The organism is Enterobacter cloacae complex sp. 277I4 (assembly GCF_050031465.1).
In the GTDB taxonomy this organism is placed as follows: domain Bacteria; phylum Pseudomonadota; class Gammaproteobacteria; order Enterobacterales; family Enterobacteriaceae; genus Enterobacter; species Enterobacter cloacae.
Window position 1 is genome coordinate 5,005,702 of record NZ_JBLGWC010000001.1, and the last position, 14,877, is coordinate 5,020,578.

At 55.2% G+C, this 14,877-nt stretch carries 16 protein-coding genes; 6 read left to right on the plus strand and 10 right to left on the minus strand.

Annotated features, from left to right (window positions below):
* The first annotated feature begins 5 nt into the window (after positions 1-5).
* Positions 6-752, plus strand: a complete 747-nt coding sequence (gene fpr, locus ACQG19_RS24335) for a ferredoxin--NADP(+) reductase (RefSeq protein ID WP_013099320.1) — start codon at positions 6-8, stop codon at positions 750-752.
* Here fpr and ACQG19_RS24340 read toward each other — a convergent pair whose 3' ends face one another.
* Entirely contained in the window at positions 753-1,172 is a 420-nt protein-coding gene (locus tag ACQG19_RS24340; RefSeq protein ID WP_020686904.1) for a DUF805 domain-containing protein, read from the minus strand.
* Between the two features lie 112 nt (positions 1,173-1,284).
* On the opposite strand from ACQG19_RS24340, the gene ACQG19_RS24345 reads away from it, so the two are divergent.
* On the plus strand, positions 1,285-1,881 hold the full coding sequence (locus ACQG19_RS24345; protein WP_013099322.1) for a DUF1454 family protein: 597 nt from the start codon (positions 1,285-1,287) through the stop codon (positions 1,879-1,881).
* Positions 1,882-1,992: 111 nt separating this feature from the next.
* The gene (gene tpiA, locus ACQG19_RS24350; protein WP_003862019.1) at positions 1,993-2,760 is read left to right on the plus strand and encodes a triose-phosphate isomerase; all 768 of its coding nucleotides are present in this window, start codon (positions 1,993-1,995) and stop codon (positions 2,758-2,760) included.
* A 47-nt stretch (positions 2,761-2,807) separates the two neighbouring features.
* Here the strand turns inward: tpiA and ACQG19_RS24355 are convergent, their stop codons facing one another.
* The 6 genes from ACQG19_RS24355 to cpxP all read right to left on the minus strand — a co-directional run bounded on the left by ACQG19_RS24355 (position 2,808) and on the right by cpxP (position 8,955).
* Positions 2,808-4,112 (minus strand): SLC13 family permease, encoded by a 1,305-nt coding sequence (locus ACQG19_RS24355; RefSeq protein ID WP_013099324.1) that lies wholly within the window; start codon positions 4,110-4,112, stop codon positions 2,808-2,810.
* Between the two features lie 73 nt (positions 4,113-4,185).
* Positions 4,186-4,929 (minus strand): CDP-diacylglycerol diphosphatase, encoded by a 744-nt coding sequence (locus ACQG19_RS24360; RefSeq protein WP_102751769.1) that lies wholly within the window; start codon positions 4,927-4,929, stop codon positions 4,186-4,188.
* A 110-nt stretch (positions 4,930-5,039) separates the two neighbouring features.
* Positions 5,040-6,029, minus strand: a complete 990-nt coding sequence (locus tag ACQG19_RS24365) for a sulfate ABC transporter substrate-binding protein (protein ID WP_013099326.1) — start codon at positions 6,027-6,029, stop codon at positions 5,040-5,042.
* A gap of 235 nt (positions 6,030-6,264) precedes the next feature.
* Positions 6,265-7,227 carry a 6-phosphofructokinase gene (pfkA, locus tag ACQG19_RS24370; RefSeq protein WP_013099327.1) on the minus strand — a complete coding sequence of 321 codons (963 nt, stop codon included), beginning with the start codon at positions 7,225-7,227 and terminating at the stop codon, positions 6,265-6,267.
* Positions 7,228-7,401: 174 nt separating this feature from the next.
* Positions 7,402-8,295: a CDF family cation-efflux transporter FieF gene (gene fieF / locus ACQG19_RS24375; protein ID WP_013099328.1), complete on the minus strand. Its 894-nt coding sequence runs from the start codon at positions 8,293-8,295 to the stop codon at positions 7,402-7,404.
* Between the two features lie 153 nt (positions 8,296-8,448).
* Positions 8,449-8,955, minus strand: a complete 507-nt coding sequence (gene cpxP, locus ACQG19_RS24380) for a cell-envelope stress modulator CpxP (protein ID WP_013099329.1) — start codon at positions 8,953-8,955, stop codon at positions 8,449-8,451.
* Between the two features lie 150 nt (positions 8,956-9,105).
* Between cpxP and cpxR the strand changes: the two genes are divergently transcribed.
* Positions 9,106-9,804: an envelope stress response regulator transcription factor CpxR gene (cpxR, locus tag ACQG19_RS24385; protein WP_003862004.1), complete on the plus strand. Its 699-nt coding sequence runs from the start codon at positions 9,106-9,108 to the stop codon at positions 9,802-9,804.
* Entirely contained in the window at positions 9,801-11,174 is a 1,374-nt protein-coding gene (gene cpxA, locus ACQG19_RS24390; RefSeq protein ID WP_013099331.1) for an envelope stress sensor histidine kinase CpxA, read from the plus strand. Before cpxR ends, cpxA begins: the two co-directional genes overlap by 4 nt.
* A gap of 101 nt (positions 11,175-11,275) precedes the next feature.
* On the opposite strand, the gene yiiM is transcribed toward cpxA, so the two are convergent.
* Positions 11,276-11,947 carry a 6-hydroxyaminopurine reductase gene (yiiM, locus tag ACQG19_RS24395; RefSeq protein WP_246932858.1) on the minus strand — a complete coding sequence of 224 codons (672 nt, stop codon included), beginning with the start codon at positions 11,945-11,947 and terminating at the stop codon, positions 11,276-11,278.
* Between the two features lie 66 nt (positions 11,948-12,013).
* A complete protein-coding gene (gene sodA / locus ACQG19_RS24400) occupies positions 12,014-12,634 on the minus strand; it encodes a superoxide dismutase [Mn] (RefSeq protein ID WP_003861999.1) in 621 nt (206 codons plus the stop codon).
* A gap of 288 nt (positions 12,635-12,922) precedes the next feature.
* Here sodA and rhaT point away from each other — a divergent pair, with 288 nt between their 5' ends.
* Complete coding sequence (gene rhaT, locus ACQG19_RS24405) at positions 12,923-13,957, plus strand: L-rhamnose/proton symporter RhaT (protein ID WP_013099333.1); 1,035 nt, start codon at positions 12,923-12,925, stop codon at positions 13,955-13,957.
* Here the strand turns inward: rhaT and rhaR are convergent, their stop codons facing one another.
* Complete coding sequence (gene rhaR, locus ACQG19_RS24410; RefSeq protein WP_013099334.1) at positions 13,958-14,806, minus strand: HTH-type transcriptional activator RhaR; 849 nt, start codon at positions 14,804-14,806, stop codon at positions 13,958-13,960. It lies immediately after the preceding gene.
* Positions 14,807-14,877 lie beyond the last annotated feature (71 nt).

Consider the following 14,877-nt stretch of genomic DNA (forward strand, 5'->3'; position numbering starts at 1 on the left):
AGATCATGGCGGACTGGGTAACAGGTAAAGTCACTAAGATAAAATTCTGGACCGATGCGCTATTTAGTCTCACCGTGCACGCCCCCATCCATCCGTTTACGGCCGGACAGTTTGCCAAACTGGGGCTGGATATCGACGGCGAACGCGTGCAGCGCGCTTACTCGTACGTCAACGCGCCCGATAATCCGGATCTCGAGTTCTATCTGGTTACCGTCCCGGACGGCAAACTCAGCCCGCGCCTGGCGGCGCTTAAACCCGGTGATGATGTCCAGATTGTGAGTGACGCAGCAGGTTTCTTCGTGCTGGACGAAATTCCGGACTGCGAAACCCTGTGGATGCTGGCAACCGGCACGGCCATCGGCCCCTATCTCTCCATTCTGCAGTACGGCAAAGACCTGGAGCGGTTTAAAAACATCGTGCTGGTGCATGCCGCGCGTTACGCCGCAGACTTAAGCTATCTGCCGCAGATGCAGGAGCTGGAGCGGCAGTATGCCGGAAAGCTGAAAATCCAGACCGTGGTGAGCCGCGAAACGGCAGCAGGTTCGCTGACCGGCCGCGTGCCGGCATTAATTGAGAGTGGAGCCCTTGAAGAAGCCGTTGGCTTGCCGATGCGTGCCGAAACCAGCCACGTGATGCTGTGTGGTAACCCGCAGATGGTACGGGACACTCAGCAGCTTCTGAAAGATACCCGGCAGATGACGAAACACCTTCGCCGCCGACCGGGACATATGACCGCCGAACACTACTGGTGATCAGCGGTATTTCACCTCAAGAGTGTCTTTACCGTATTTGTTTTCGCTCTGGGTGCCGATGAACGCACCCAGATCGATAACCATCATCACAAAGATAATGGTCGGTAGCAGTCTGCCCACCACCCAGGGGAGGATGGACGGAAGTATTGACCAGTTCCCGGCGACCAGCATCCACGCCAGAATAATCAGAAAAGCCCATGCACCGGAACGACCGCGATCGTGCAGGCGTTTCACCACCACGGCCGCGGTTGGCCACAGTAAACAAACCAGCGCAAACGCCGCGGTTTGCGTGCTCAGCCATGCGTTATAGGCCACAAAAAACAGAAGCAGCATGGCGATAATCCACGTCGCCATCCAGATCCAGAAGTCACGGCGTCCAATACGCCCTTTGAATGAAAACAACCACTGCTGTATGGTCATGTAAGGTTCCTTATTATCATATCGTGCGCATTTTACCCTGGAGTTGTGACCTTTTGACAAGCCGACCAGATATCGATTTAATCATGAGCACTTACGGCCAGGGACAATGTTGATGAAAAATTCGGCACACCTTCTTTTCCTGTGTTTCGCGATGCTGAGCGCCGGTCTCCCCCTGCACGCCGCCGAACCCCCTGCTCCGACAACCGCGCCCTACCTCCTGGCGGGTGCGCCATCGTTCGATCAGTCCATCAGTCAGTTTCGTGAAACGTTTAACAAAACCAATCCAACGCTGCCGCTGGATGAATTTCGCGCCATTGATGGCGCACGCGATACTCCAAACCTGACCCGTGCCGCCAGCAAGATTAACGAAAACTTGTACGCTTCCACTGCGCTGGAGCGCGGTACGCTAAAAATCAAAAGTATGCAGATCACCTGGCTGCCGATTCAGGGGCCAGAGCAGAAAGCCGCCAAGGCGAAGGCGCTGGAGTACATGAGCGCGGTGCTGCAAGCATTTACGCCCGCACTGACAAAAAAACAGAGCCAACAAAAGCTGCAAAAACTGCTGGTTACGGGTAAAAACAAGCGCTATTACACCGAAACCGAAGGCGCGGTGCGCTATGTGGTGGCGGATAACGGCGAAAAAGGCCTGACCTTCGCTGTTGAACCGATTAAGCTGGCACTATCTGACACACTCGGAGGGGCGAATTAATGACAAAAAGCAAAGCCTTTCGAGGGAAAATCTCTATACTGATTCACAGACCATGCTGCCCGTAAGGGTGGCCATATTCCTTAATTCGCTTATTTAGCGTGGAGAATTGAAATGCGACATCCTTTAGTGATGGGTAACTGGAAACTGAACGGCAGCCGCCACATGGTAAACGAACTGGTTGCGAACCTGCGTAAAGAGCTGGCTGGCGTGACTGGCTGCGCGGTTGCTATCGCTCCGCCGGATATGTACCTGGATCTGGCTAAACGTGCCGCTGACGGCAGCCACATCATTCTGGGCGCACAGAACGTTGACGTTAACCTGTCTGGCGCATTCACCGGTGAAACCTCCGCTGAAATGCTGAAAGATATCGGCGCCAAATACATCATCATCGGCCACTCTGAGCGTCGCACCTACCACAAAGAATCCGACGAGTTCATCGCGAAGAAATTTGCGGTGCTGAAAGAGCAGGGTCTGATCCCGGTTCTGTGCATCGGTGAAACCGAAGCAGAAAACGAAGCAGGCAAAACGGAAGAAGTGTGCGCACGTCAGATCGACGCTGTGCTGAAGACGCAGGGCGCGGCAGCATTCGAAGGCGCGGTTATCGCTTACGAGCCAGTCTGGGCGATCGGTACCGGCAAATCTGCAACCCCAGCGCAGGCTCAGGCGGTTCACAAATTCATCCGTGACCACATTGCGAAAGCCGACGCGAAAGTGGCAGAGCAGGTCATCATCCAGTACGGCGGTTCCGTAAATGCCTCTAACGCGGCAGAACTGTTCACCCAGCCAGACATCGATGGCGCGCTGGTTGGCGGTGCATCCCTGAAAGCTGACGCTTTCGCGGTGATCGTTAAAGCGGCAGAAGCGGCTAAACAGGCGTAATGCTGTTGTGGCGGGTGGCGCTTGCGCTTACCCGCCCTACAAAATCGCTACAAACGACCTAAAACGCTAAACCACAGATAATCCAGCGGCAGCAGCACCAGATACGTGGCAATTGCCAGCGCCAGACAGAGCACCATCCCCGCCCTTGCAGGCACCTTTCCTAAGCCCATCGCCACCACTATCGGCGACGCCTGATACGGCAGCAGCGGCGTGGAATAGCCCAGCACCTGAATCATGATGACAGACAATAGCGGAAAGCCCGTCGCCTCTGAAAAATTCTGCGCCAGCGTGGTGTAAAGCGCCGGAACACCGTTAGCCGTCATAATAAAGTTCAGTGCCGTGGTGATCCCGGTCAGCGCCAGGAAACTGGTGAACGGTCTGTCGGCGTCCAGCGGCATTATCTTCAGCAACGCCTCTCCCACCGCCGGGCCGATACCGGTTTGTGTCACCACAATGGCCAAACCGAGGATGCCTGCCACATAAATACAGGTGCGCATATTCACCCCCGCCGAGAACTCTTCTCCGGTGATAAAACCTACGCGTGGCAGCATCACAATGACCGATGCCGCAAGTCCGGTCCATGCCGGCCCCACACCGTGCCAGCTCTCCGTCACCCACATTCCCAATACCACCGCCAGCAGCCAGGCAAGGCGTTTTTCATCTCGCCCCATCGGTTCAGCGGGTGCCAGATCCCTGGGCGGCTTCGGGCTGCCGGGGAATAACCAGCAGATTAAACCAATCAGAATCAACCCTTTGAGAATACCGAGCACGGGCGTGTGCAGCAGCAGATAAGGCACGTAGTTCAGATGAATACCGTATGATCCCTCTGCCGCGCCGCTCATCACCAGATTGGGAACGTTGGCAGGCAGGATGGTGGCCGAAAGCTGGAAGGTGCCGAAACCAACGGCCAGCGCCAGGCCAAACCAGGCGCGCGACCCGTCGGCAATACCGGCACGTTTTGCCATCGCGGCCACGATGGGCATCAGCAGCGCGATACGCCCCATGTTCGACGGCATCACAAACGCCAGGGCATAACTCAGCAGAACCACGCTGGCCACCATTAGCACCCAGGAGTCAGTAAGCCGGGCGGAGAGCGCCCGTGCAGCCCTGTCAGCCAGACCGGTTTTCCGGATTGCCACACCAAGCACAAAGCCGCTGAACACCAGCCAGAAGGCAGACGAAGCAAAGCCGCCAAAAATGACCTCCGGCGGGGCAATTCTGGCGGTCATCGCTGCCGTGAAGAACAGCAGCGCGGTAATGAATTCCGGCAATAGCGACGTCGCCCATAACACAATGGTGACGCCGACGATCGCTGAGGGCACAAACAGAGGGTGGGTTAACCAGAGCGACATGCCTGTCTCCTGTCGTTTTTTTCAGCAAGTCTACGGCGACAGGCAGGACGAGTAAACGCTATTTATGGTGGGGTCACTTCAGGATATCGCATTGATGATCCTGCAATTCCTCAGCCGACGCGCGGTTAAGCATCAGCAGATTACGTTCGGTTGCCAGCAACACAAACGAGCCATCAGACTGCTGGGCCATCGCCAGCGCGAAGCGCCCCATATGGTCACGCGCTTCCGGCAGCTCTTCCGCCAGCATCATAAACGGACTCCGCTGCACCAGCTCGTTCTCCGTCACCCGGCGGGCGAGATATTCATGTCCTTCCAGTCCACCGGGAAGTGGCAGCCATTGGGTGCTGATTTGCCCCTGCGCGGCATTGAGCTTCTCGCGCACGTCCGGGCGCAGGCAGGAGATGTGGATATGGAAATGATTCTGCGTGCGGCCCGTGGGTGAGTTGATGGTCAATGAAATTGCGCTGTCTGGCACCTCGGATCCGTGCTTCATGCTCATAAAGCTACGGGCCTGCCATGCCAGCCAGAAGAAGTTCGGTGTTTGAGGCTTTGTCAGAAGCGGACTTTCGGTGCCGTTGAGGCGGTAGGTGGGCATCAATAAGTACTGCAGCGGACCGTTGCGATCCTTGAACACCACATAGCCCGCGTCAGGTTTCACCTGTGCACACGGCGCCGGATTGCGGTGCTGGATCTGATTCGGCACACACTGGTCCAGCACGATGTGACGCAACGCATTCGGATTACCTGCTTTCATCCAGTACACGCCACCCGCAGCAAGGGCGATAACAATCAGAATCAGTAAGATAATTTTTTTCACAATGCGTTCCCTGTTTTCAGTAGAGGCCAAAGAGTAACGCAAAATGATGACCAAATAAAAAACCCGGCGGATTTCTCACACCGGGTCACCGTGTCGTTCGTTACAAAAGCCTAGCGTTTGCTGATCTGATCGAATGTACCGCCGTTAGAGAAGTGGTCTTTCTGGGCTTTTGTCCAGCCGCCAAACTCATCATCAATGGTGAAGAGCTTCAGTTTCGGGAATACGCTGTCGTATTTCTTCGCAACCGCCGGATCGCGTGGGCGATAGAAGTTCTTCGCCGCAATTTCCTGGCCTTCTGGCGAATAGAGATACTTCAGGTAGGCTTCCGCCACCGCTTTGGTCCCTTTCTTATCGACCACCTTATCCACCACAGAAACGGTCGGCTCGGCGAGGATAGATTCGCTCGGGGTCACGATCTCGAATTTGTCTTTACCCAGCTCGTTGGTCGCCAGCAGGGCTTCGTTTTCCCAGGCAATCAGCACATCGCCAATGCCGCGCTCTACGAAGGTATTGGTGGCGCCACGTGCGCCGGAGTCGAGCACTTCAACGTTTTTATACAGCGCTTTAACGAACTCCTGAGCCTTGGCCTGATCGCCATTGTTGTGATGCAGGGCATAGCCCCAGGCTGCCAGGTAATTCCAGCGTGCGCCGCCGGAGCTTTTCGGGTTCGGCGTGATGACCGATACGCCAGGTTTAACCAGGTCGTTCCAGTCATGGATCTGTTTCGGGTTGCCTTTACGCACCAGGAAAACGATGGTCGAGGTATATGGCGCGGAGTTATCCGGCAGGCGTTTGATCCAGTTTTTGTCGATGCGGCCACGTTCGGCAATTGCGTCCACATCGTAGGCCAGCGCCAGAGTCACCACATCCGCTTCAATGCCGTTGATGACGGAGGTCGCCTGCTTACCAGAGCCGCCGTGAGACTGGCGAACCACCACGTTGTCGCCCGTTTCCTGTTTCCAGTGTGCCGCAAAGGCTTTGTTGTACTGCTCGTACAGCTCACGCGTCGGGTCGTATGACACGTTCAGTAACTGGATGTCCTTAGCCAGAACGCTGGTCGATGCCAGCAATAATGTTAAACCCACGCCCCATTTATTCATCGCCCAGCTCTCATGTGTAGTGTTTTGATGAATGCAGCGTGCCAGAAACGGAATTGATGATTAAAGAATAAAAAAAGATTGGCTATAACTTTGAGGAATAAAAAAGTGGATGAGTGGCCTGATGCCCTCACCCCAACCCTCTCCCACGGGAGAGGGCGCAACCATAAAAAACGGTAACCCTGGGGTTACCGTTTTGCATTTACCTTGCCGCCACCCGGCACAATACAAACACCGATCAGTACAGTTTTTTCGCGCAGTCCAGCCAGTCACCTTTGAACGGACGCTTCATGTTTTCGATGGCGTCGATGATGTCATGGTGAACCAGTTTTTCGTTCTGAATACCGACGCAACGACCGCCGTGACCCTGCAGCAGCAGTTCAATGGCGTACGCACCCATGCGGGAAGCCAGGATACGGTCGTATGGACCCGGGGAACCACCACGCTGGATGTGACCCAGAACGGTCGCGCGGGTTTCGCGTTTGGTTTCTGCTTCGATGTACTTCGCCAGCTCATCAACATCACAGATATGCTCTGTGATCGCAACGATGGCGTGTTTCTTACCTTTGGCGATACCGGCTTTGATTTCTGCAACCAGATCTTCACGGCTGAATTCCACTTCCGGAACCACGACGAACTCACAACCGCCCGCGATAGCCGCAGCCAGGGTCAGGTCACCACAGTAACGGCCCATCACTTCAACGATGGAGATACGCTGGTGAGAAGAAGAGGTGTCACGCAGACGGTCAATCGCTTCCACAACGGTACCCAGGGCGGTGAAGTAACCGATGGTGTAGTCAGTACCTTTGATGTCGTTGTCGATGGTGCCAGGCAGACCGATGCACGGAAAGCCCATTTCAGTCAGACGTTTTGCACCCATGTACGAACCATCACCACCGATAACAACCAGTGCGTCGAGGCCGCGTTTTTTCATGTTCTCGATAGCCACTTCACGCACGTGTTCGTCGCGGAATTCCGGGAAGCGCGCAGAACCGAGGAAAGTACCACCGCGGTTGATCATGTCAGATACGCTGTAACGGTCGAGCTGAACCATACGGTCTTCATACAGACCCAGATAACCATCATAGATACCAAAAACTTCCAGACCTTCCGTCAGCGCTGCACGAACAACCCCACGAATTGCCGCGTTCATGCCCGGCGCATCACCGCCGCTTGTCAACACACCGATTTTCTTAATCATGACTACCTCTGAACTTAGGAATGCAAAATTGAAATCTGTTGCCGGAAGAAACTTGTCGACCAACGAATACTGCAAATAGTATATCAACCACTTCCAGCTGAATTGATTCAGGTCAGACCAAATGGCGGTAATTTATACACAAAATGCTGGCCTGGCTCACTTTTTTACAACGAATTACGAAAGCCCAACATAACCGGGTACAACCGAGCAGGGATCCTGGTGAATAATGACGTCTGACCCAGGAAAACGCTGCAAAATCGCCTGCTCCACCTGCTCAGCAATAACGTGAGCCTGAACCAATGGCAGGTTGTCTTCCATTTCTATGTGAATCTGAATAAAGCGGGTCGGCCCTGACTGCCGCGTACGAAGATCGTGAGCACCACTGACACCCGGCCAGGAGGTCACGATAGTATAAATTTCATCGCGTTCTGCGTCGGGGAGCGCACGGTCAAGAAGCGATTGCACCGCGTCATACCCCATCCGCAAAGCGCTGTATAAAATATAGATGCCAATCCCTAACGCAAATAACGCATCGGCCCGATGCCAGCCATACCAGGCAAGACCGAGCGCAATAAGAATAGCGCCATTCATCATAACATCAGACTGATAATGAAGCATATCCGCCCGTACAGCCTGACTTTGCGTTTTTCGAACCACCCAGCGCTGGAACGTTACAAGAACAAGGGTGCATATAAGTGCAGCCACCGTCACCACCACGCCCACGCCGGGATCGTTCATGGGTGATGGCGAAACAAGATGCTGAATGCCGGTTAAAAACAGAAACAGCGCAGAGCCGGAAATAAACATACTTTGCGCCAGCGCCGCCAGCGATTCGGCTTTGCCGTGCCCGAAGGTGTGCTCTTCATCCGCCGGTTGCAGCGAGTAACGCACCACCAGCAGGTTGGTCAGCGAGGCGGCAATATCCATCAGCGAGTCCACCAGCGCCGCCAGAATACTGACCGAGCCCGTGTACCACCACGCGAATATTTTGATGACCAGTAAGCTTGAGGCCACGACCGTCGCGGCAATGGCGGCCCGGCTGACCAGTCTTCCATAGGATTGATTCATAAATACTCCTGTCATGCCATGCCGCTAGTATAACGGAAGGTTACGGAGTCAAAGGATGAATAAACGGTTAACACATCAGAATGAAGGGCAAAAAAAAACCCCACATCATGTGGGGGAAGACAGGGATGGTGTCTATGGCAAGGAAAACAGGGTTTACTGGTTACTACGGGTACTGCTATTGCTACTGAAAAGCGTCGTTTCTGAGCTTCGCTGCATCCGTGCAACCTTACGCAATTGGTCCATACGTTGCTGATGTTTCTGGTTCAAAACCGCTTGCTGCTCGGGCGACAACAGGTGGAACATCTGGTTGCGAACCTTCGCCATCTCTACCTGGCGGGCAACCTGCTCCTGTGCCATTTTTTCTGCCTGAGCACGTACAGCGTTTTCGTCAAAATTTTCTGCGGTGACAAGGCGATGCATTGTCTCCATTTCGCTAACATTAACAGGGGGCTGATCGTGTCGTGCCCTCTGCATCAGATCTCGCATCTGTTGACGCTGATGTTCGGTTAAACTTATGCCGTCAAACATATGGCTTTGGCTGCTGTGCTGCGCGATGCCCTCTTGTGAGGACGCGTTATCGCCGATGATAGCTACAGCGGCCTGGCTAAACGCACTGAACGCCAGCGTTGAGGCCATGACGGCAGCGGTAACTTTGCGCATCACTTGCTCCCAAAATCTTTCATGTCGCGATTCAACGAGAGACAGTCTACGATTCAGGCTGCAAACATGCGTCAGGGGGTGTAAAACAACGTAAAGTCATGGATTAGATAGCCTTGATGTCGTAATTTCTGCCTCGGAGGTATTTAAACAATGAATAAAATCCTGTTAGTTGATGATGACCGAGAGCTCACATCTCTTTTAAAGGAGTTGCTCGACATGGAAGGTTTCAACGTTCTGGTCGCCCATGATGGCGAGCAGGCGCTGAGTCTCCTTGACGACAGCATCGATCTACTTTTGCTCGACGTCATGATGCCGAAGAAAAACGGCATTGATACGCTGAAAGAGCTTCGCCAGACACACCAGACCCCCGTTATCATGCTGACCGCACGCGGCAGCGAACTAGACCGTGTACTCGGCCTTGAGCTGGGTGCGGATGACTATCTACCGAAGCCGTTCAACGACCGCGAACTGGTCGCCCGTATTCGCGCTATCCTGCGTCGTTCCCACTGGAGCGAACAGCAGCAGAATACTGACAACAGTTCACCGACGCTGGAAGTGGACTCCCTGAGCCTCAATCCGGGTCGTCAGGAAGCGAGCTTTGACGGTGAAACGCTGGAGCTGACCGGTACCGAGTTCACGCTGCTGTATCTGCTGGCGCAGCACCTCGGCCAGGTGGTATCGCGTGAACATTTAAGCCAGGAAGTGCTGGGTAAACGCCTCACGCCGTTTGACCGTGCCATCGATATGCATATCTCGAACCTGCGCCGCAAACTGCCGGAGCGTAAAGACGGTCATCCGTGGTTTAAAACCCTGCGTGGTCGCGGCTATCTGATGGTTTCCGCTTCATGATAGGAAGCTTAACCGCCCGCATCTTCGCCATCTTCTGGCTGACGCTGGCACTGGTTTTAATGCTGGTTTTGATGTTGCCAAAACTCGACTCACGCCAGATGACGGAGCTTCTCGACAGCGAGCAACGTCAGGGCGTGATGATCGAGCAGCACGTAGAAGCCGAGCTGGCAAACGATCCGCCAAACGATTTGATGTGGTGGCGCAGGCTGTTTCGCGCTATCGACAAATGGGCACCTCCCGGACAACGCCTGCTGCTGGTGACCAGCGAAGGCCGCGTGATTGGCGCGGATCGCAATGAAATGCAGATCATCCGCAACTTTATTGGCCAGGCGGATAACGCCGATCATCCGCAGAAGAAAAAATATGGTCGGGTTGAGATGGTGGGCCCTTTCTCAGTCAGGGATGGGGAAGATAACTACCAGCTTTATTTGATTCGCCCGGCGAGCAATTCCCAGTCCGATTTTATCAACCTGCTGTTTGACCGTCCGCTTCTGCTGCTGATTGTGACGATGCTGGTCAGTTCACCGCTGTTGCTTTGGCTGGCGTGGAGTCTGGCGAAACCAGCGCGTAAGCTGAAAAACGCCGCCGACGAAGTGGCGCAGGGTAACCTGCGACAGCACCCTGAGCTGGAAGCCGGACCGCAGGAGTTTCTTGCCGCCGGGGCCAGTTTCAACCAGATGATCACCGCTCTTGAGCGCATGATGACCACGCAGCAGCGGCTGCTGTCGGATATCTCGCACGAACTGCGTACGCCACTCACGCGACTCCAGCTGGGCACAGCACTGCTGCGTCGCCGCAGCGGTGAGAGCAAAGAGCTGGAACGTATCGAAACCGAAGCCCAGCGTCTGGACAGCATGATCAACGATCTGCTGGTGATGTCGCGCAATCAGCAGAAAAACGCGCTGGTGAGCGAAACGGTGAAAGCCAATCAGCTGTGGCATGAAGTGTTAGACAACGCGGCGTTCGAAGCGGAACAGATGGGTAAATCGTTCACCGTCAACTTCCCACCGGGGCCATGGCCGCTGTACGGTAACCCCAACACGCTGGAGAGCGCGCTGGAGAATATCGTGCGTAACGCCCTGCGCTATTCGCATACGAAGATTGAGGTGGCCTTCTCGGTGGATAAAGACGGCATCACCATCATTGTGGATGACGATGGTCCTGGCGTAAGCCCGGAAGATCGCGAGCAGATTTTCCGTCCGTTCTACCGCACCGACGAGGCGCGGGACCGTGAATCTGGCGGTACCGGGCTGGGTCTGGCGATTGTTGAAACCGCTATGCAGCAGCATCGCGGCTGGGTGAAAGCCGACGACAGTCCGTTGGGTGGGCTGCGGTTAACGCTGTGGTTACCGTTGTATAAGCGCGCGTAATCCCCTCACCCTAACCCTCTCCCCAAAGGGGAGAGGGGACTGCTCGGTGCGGTTTTTTCACCCTCGCCCCTTTGGGGAGAGGGCCGGGGTGAGGGGCACTATTACCCCCACAATCTCCGCGAATTATCCTCAATCTGCCGACTAGTGCGGCGTTTCTGCATCGTTCTTGTCCAGCTGGTGGATAACCCTGCCGCCGACAGAAGGCGATGATACTGCTCGTCATCAAACGGCATATGCCAGGCAATGGCACAGGCGTCATACACCGACACATCGCTCAGGCGCGACACCAGCTCCAGCGGCGCATCCGCAGACACCTGCCCCGCCAGCACCACCCGGTACAGCCAGCCGGTTTTACCCGCGCTCTGCAATCGTGCGGACATGTCGTTAATGCCGAAATGGAAGTTAAGCTTGAAGCATGGCGAGCGCGGTTGCGTTACCTGAATCAGGGCATCACCCCAGCGGAAAATATCACCGATGAAGACGTTCTTCTCCGTCAGCCCTTCGGTGGAGAGATTCTCACCGAACGCGGGGGCGACGAACAGGTCCGCCTGTTCAGGGAATTCGGTTATCCAGTATTGATAATGCTCGCGCGGATAGTGGCACAGCGCGCGTTCGGGCCCGCCGTGGATTTTCTTCTCGGCCTGCTCGTCGCCCGCAAGCCCGAGCTCGGTTAACGTCAGCTCTCCGTCGACCTGCACCTTGGCGATGGCGCTCGGGCGGCTGCCGTCGTATTCCCTTACCTTGCCTGTAAACACATTCACCGGGTAATGCATCTCTACTCCTTCAGATACAAAAAAAGCGAGTCAACAGACTCGCTTCTCACAGGCGTCAATGCAACCTTATTTTTTCGCGGCGAAACGCGCTGCAGCTTCGTCCCAGTTCACCACATCCCAGAAGGCTTTGATGTAGTCCGGGCGACGGTTCTGGAACTTCAGGTAGTAAGCGTGTTCCCACACGTCCAGACCCAGAATTGGGAAACCAGATGCGCCAGAGATCGCTTCACCCATCAGCGGGGAGTCCTGGTTTGCGGTAGAAACGACCGCCAGTTTGTCACCTTTCAGAACCAGCCACGCCCAGCCGGAGCCGAAACGGGTTGCAGCCGCTTTTTCGAATTCCGCTTTGAAGTTATCAACAGAACCGAAGTCGCGCTCGATAGCCGCTTTCAGGTCGCCCTGCAGGGTGGTACCGGTTTTCAGGCCTTTCCAGAACAGGCTGTGGTTTGCGTGGCCGCCCGCGTTGTTACGCAGTACGGTTTTCTTGTCCGCTGGCAGCTGGTCCAGTTTAGTGATCAGCTCTTCAACAGGCAGGTTAGCGAACTCTGGCAGGCTTTCCAGCGCAGCATTCGCGTTGTTCACATAGGTCTGGTGGTGTTTAGTGTGATGGATTTCCATCGTCTGCTTGTCGAAATGCGGTTCCAGTGCGTCATAGGCATACGGCAGGGATGGCAGTGTATAACTCATAATCCTCTCCATTAGTGTCGGGCGGCACAGCTGTTAATGCCGCGTAAGCAGTTGGTTCATTATAGTTAATTAAATGATATTGAAAATGATTATCAATGCCGTAGTTTTTATAAGGTTATTCGGGTTTTGCCAAATGACAAAATTGTGAGTCTGCTCACCCGGTTAACGTGCTGATTGCCATCCAGAACCAAAGTGCGGCAACCTTCTGAAGGTTCCTGAACCGCCTAATTTTTACACTCATCAAGTCGGGGGGAAGCCACCGGCTATAAAAACGATGAGGACGTAAAAATGAATCATGCGATTACGATGGGTATCTTCTGGCATTTGATAGGCGCAGCCAGTGCAGCCTGTTTCTATGCCCCGTTCAAAAAGGTGAAAGGGTGGTCGTGGGAAACCATGTGGTCGGTTGGCGGTACCGTCTCCTGGCTGATTTTGCCGTGGACCATTAGCGCCATGCTGCTCCCGGATTTCTGGGGCTACTTCACCTCCTTCAGTGCCTCCACCCTGCTGCCGGTGTTTCTGTTCGGTGCGATGTGGGGCATCGGCAACATCAACTATGGCCTGACCATGCGCTACCTCGGGATGTCGATGGGTATCGGCATCGCAATTGGCATTACCCTGATCGTCGGCACGCTGATGACGCCCATTCTTAACGGCAATGTCGATGTGTTGCTCAACACCAAAGGCGGGCAGATGACGCTGCTGGGCGTGCTTGTCGCGGTGATCGGCGTGGGTATCGTCACCCGTGCGGGTCAGCTGAAAGAGCGCAAGATGGGCATCAAAGCCGAGGACTTTAACCTGAAGAAAGGGCTGCTGCTGGCAGTGATGTGCGGCATCTTCTCGGCGGGCATGTCGTTCGCCATGAACGCCGCAAAACCTATGCACGAAGCGGCCGCCGCGCTGGGCGTCGACCCGTTGTACGTGGCGCTGCCAAGCTACGTGGTGATCATGGGCGGCGGCGCGCTGGTAAACCTCGGCTTCTGCTTCATTCGTCTGGCAAAAGTGAAGGATCTGTCGGTAAAAGCCGATTTCTCACTGGCAAAATCCTTAATCATCACCAATGTGCTGCTGTCGATGCTGGGCGGCCTCATGTGGTATCTGCAGTTCTTTTTCTACGCCTGGGGTCACGCCAGCATTCCACCGCAGTACGACTACATAAGCTGGATGCTGCACATGAGCTTCTACGTACTGTGTGGCGGACTGGTTGGGCTGGTACTGAAGGAGTGGAATAACGCCGGGCGTCGTCCGGTGGGCGTCCTGAGCCTGGGCTGCGTGGTGATCATCATTGCCGCTAACATTGTCGGCCTCGGCATGGCGAACTGATTACGCTGCCTTTCGACTGCGATGACGCCACTGAACCGGCGTCATCCCCACCTCGCGGTTAAACACCACCGAAAAGTAATTACTGTCCTCAAACCCGCAGCGCATCGCCACCTCACTAACCATCAGCTCCGTATGCTGCAACAGATACTGGGCGTGGCAGATGCGCAGCTGGCGCAGGTAGTGGTTCACCGTCATCCCCGTCTGGGTGCGGAACTGCTGGCGCAGCGCGCGCTCGCTGCACTGCTCCTGCTCGCAAAACTTTTCCAGCACAAAACTTTTGTTCAGGCTGCCCGCAAGCCGGGCGATCAGCTTGTCCAGCAGCGCTTCCTGAACGGTCGCTGAGGGGTTATCGGTAGCGTAACGATGGCGTTTGAGAGTCATGACCAGCTGGGCGAACAGCAGTTCCGCCATCGGGTTTGCCACCGGATCGTGCTTCTGGCTCTCCTGCTCCAGCTGGGAGATCGTCTGGCGCACCTGCGCCATACCGCTGCTGCTCAAGCGCCAGTGGGGTTCGCCTCTGGCATTGAGAAAACCGGGGATATGGGCCGCCCAGTCGACGTTCAGTTTGAGCCTGTCCGGGCAGTAGATCACGTTCTGCAACACCAGATCGTTAACCGAGGCGTAGGCGTGTTTGTCTTCGGCGCGAATGTAAAACAGATCGCCACGCGTAATGCGGTAGGGCCTGTCATTGAGGATGTGTAAGCCGTTGCCGCGCCACACCAGCACCAGCTCACAAAATTCGTGGGTATGCTCGGCAAAGACATTTTGCGGGTAGCGGTCGGCCACCGCGACGGCCTGACTCGCGGAGGCAAAAAAATCATCTTTGCGAAGAATTAACTGAGCGGCCACACCACAACCTCTACGGTGAATAACCGGACATTATTAGCCTTTTTGCGGCAATAAAACGGTGATTGCCTTCG

What these genes read in the sequence shown, in the direction of transcription:
- fpr (WP_013099320.1), top strand. Translation starts at nt 6, where the DNA reads ATGGCGGACTGGGTAACAGGTAAAGTCACTAAGATAAAATTCTGGACC.
- ACQG19_RS24340 (WP_020686904.1), bottom strand. Translation starts at nt 1,172, where the DNA reads ATGACCATACAGCAGTGGTTGTTTTCATTCAAAGGGCGTATTGGACGC.
- ACQG19_RS24345 (WP_013099322.1), top strand. Translation starts at nt 1,285, where the DNA reads ATGAAAAATTCGGCACACCTTCTTTTCCTGTGTTTCGCGATGCTGAGC.
- tpiA (WP_003862019.1), top strand. Translation starts at nt 1,993, where the DNA reads ATGCGACATCCTTTAGTGATGGGTAACTGGAAACTGAACGGCAGCCGC.
- ACQG19_RS24355 (WP_013099324.1), bottom strand. Translation starts at nt 4,112, where the DNA reads ATGTCGCTCTGGTTAACCCACCCTCTGTTTGTGCCCTCAGCGATCGTC.
- ACQG19_RS24365 (WP_013099326.1), bottom strand. Translation starts at nt 6,029, where the DNA reads ATGAATAAATGGGGCGTGGGTTTAACATTATTGCTGGCATCGACCAGC.
- pfkA (WP_013099327.1), bottom strand. Translation starts at nt 7,227, where the DNA reads ATGATTAAGAAAATCGGTGTGTTGACAAGCGGCGGTGATGCGCCGGGC.
- fieF (WP_013099328.1), bottom strand. Translation starts at nt 8,295, where the DNA reads ATGAATCAATCCTATGGAAGACTGGTCAGCCGGGCCGCCATTGCCGCG.
- cpxP (WP_013099329.1), bottom strand. Translation starts at nt 8,955, where the DNA reads ATGCGCAAAGTTACCGCTGCCGTCATGGCCTCAACGCTGGCGTTCAGT.
- cpxR (WP_003862004.1), top strand. Translation starts at nt 9,106, where the DNA reads ATGAATAAAATCCTGTTAGTTGATGATGACCGAGAGCTCACATCTCTT.
- cpxA (WP_013099331.1), top strand. Translation starts at nt 9,801, where the DNA reads ATGATAGGAAGCTTAACCGCCCGCATCTTCGCCATCTTCTGGCTGACG.
- yiiM (WP_246932858.1), bottom strand. Translation starts at nt 11,947, where the DNA reads ATGCATTACCCGGTGAATGTGTTTACAGGCAAGGTAAGGGAATACGAC.
- sodA (WP_003861999.1), bottom strand. Translation starts at nt 12,634, where the DNA reads ATGAGTTATACACTGCCATCCCTGCCGTATGCCTATGACGCACTGGAA.
- rhaT (WP_013099333.1), top strand. Translation starts at nt 12,923, where the DNA reads ATGAATCATGCGATTACGATGGGTATCTTCTGGCATTTGATAGGCGCA.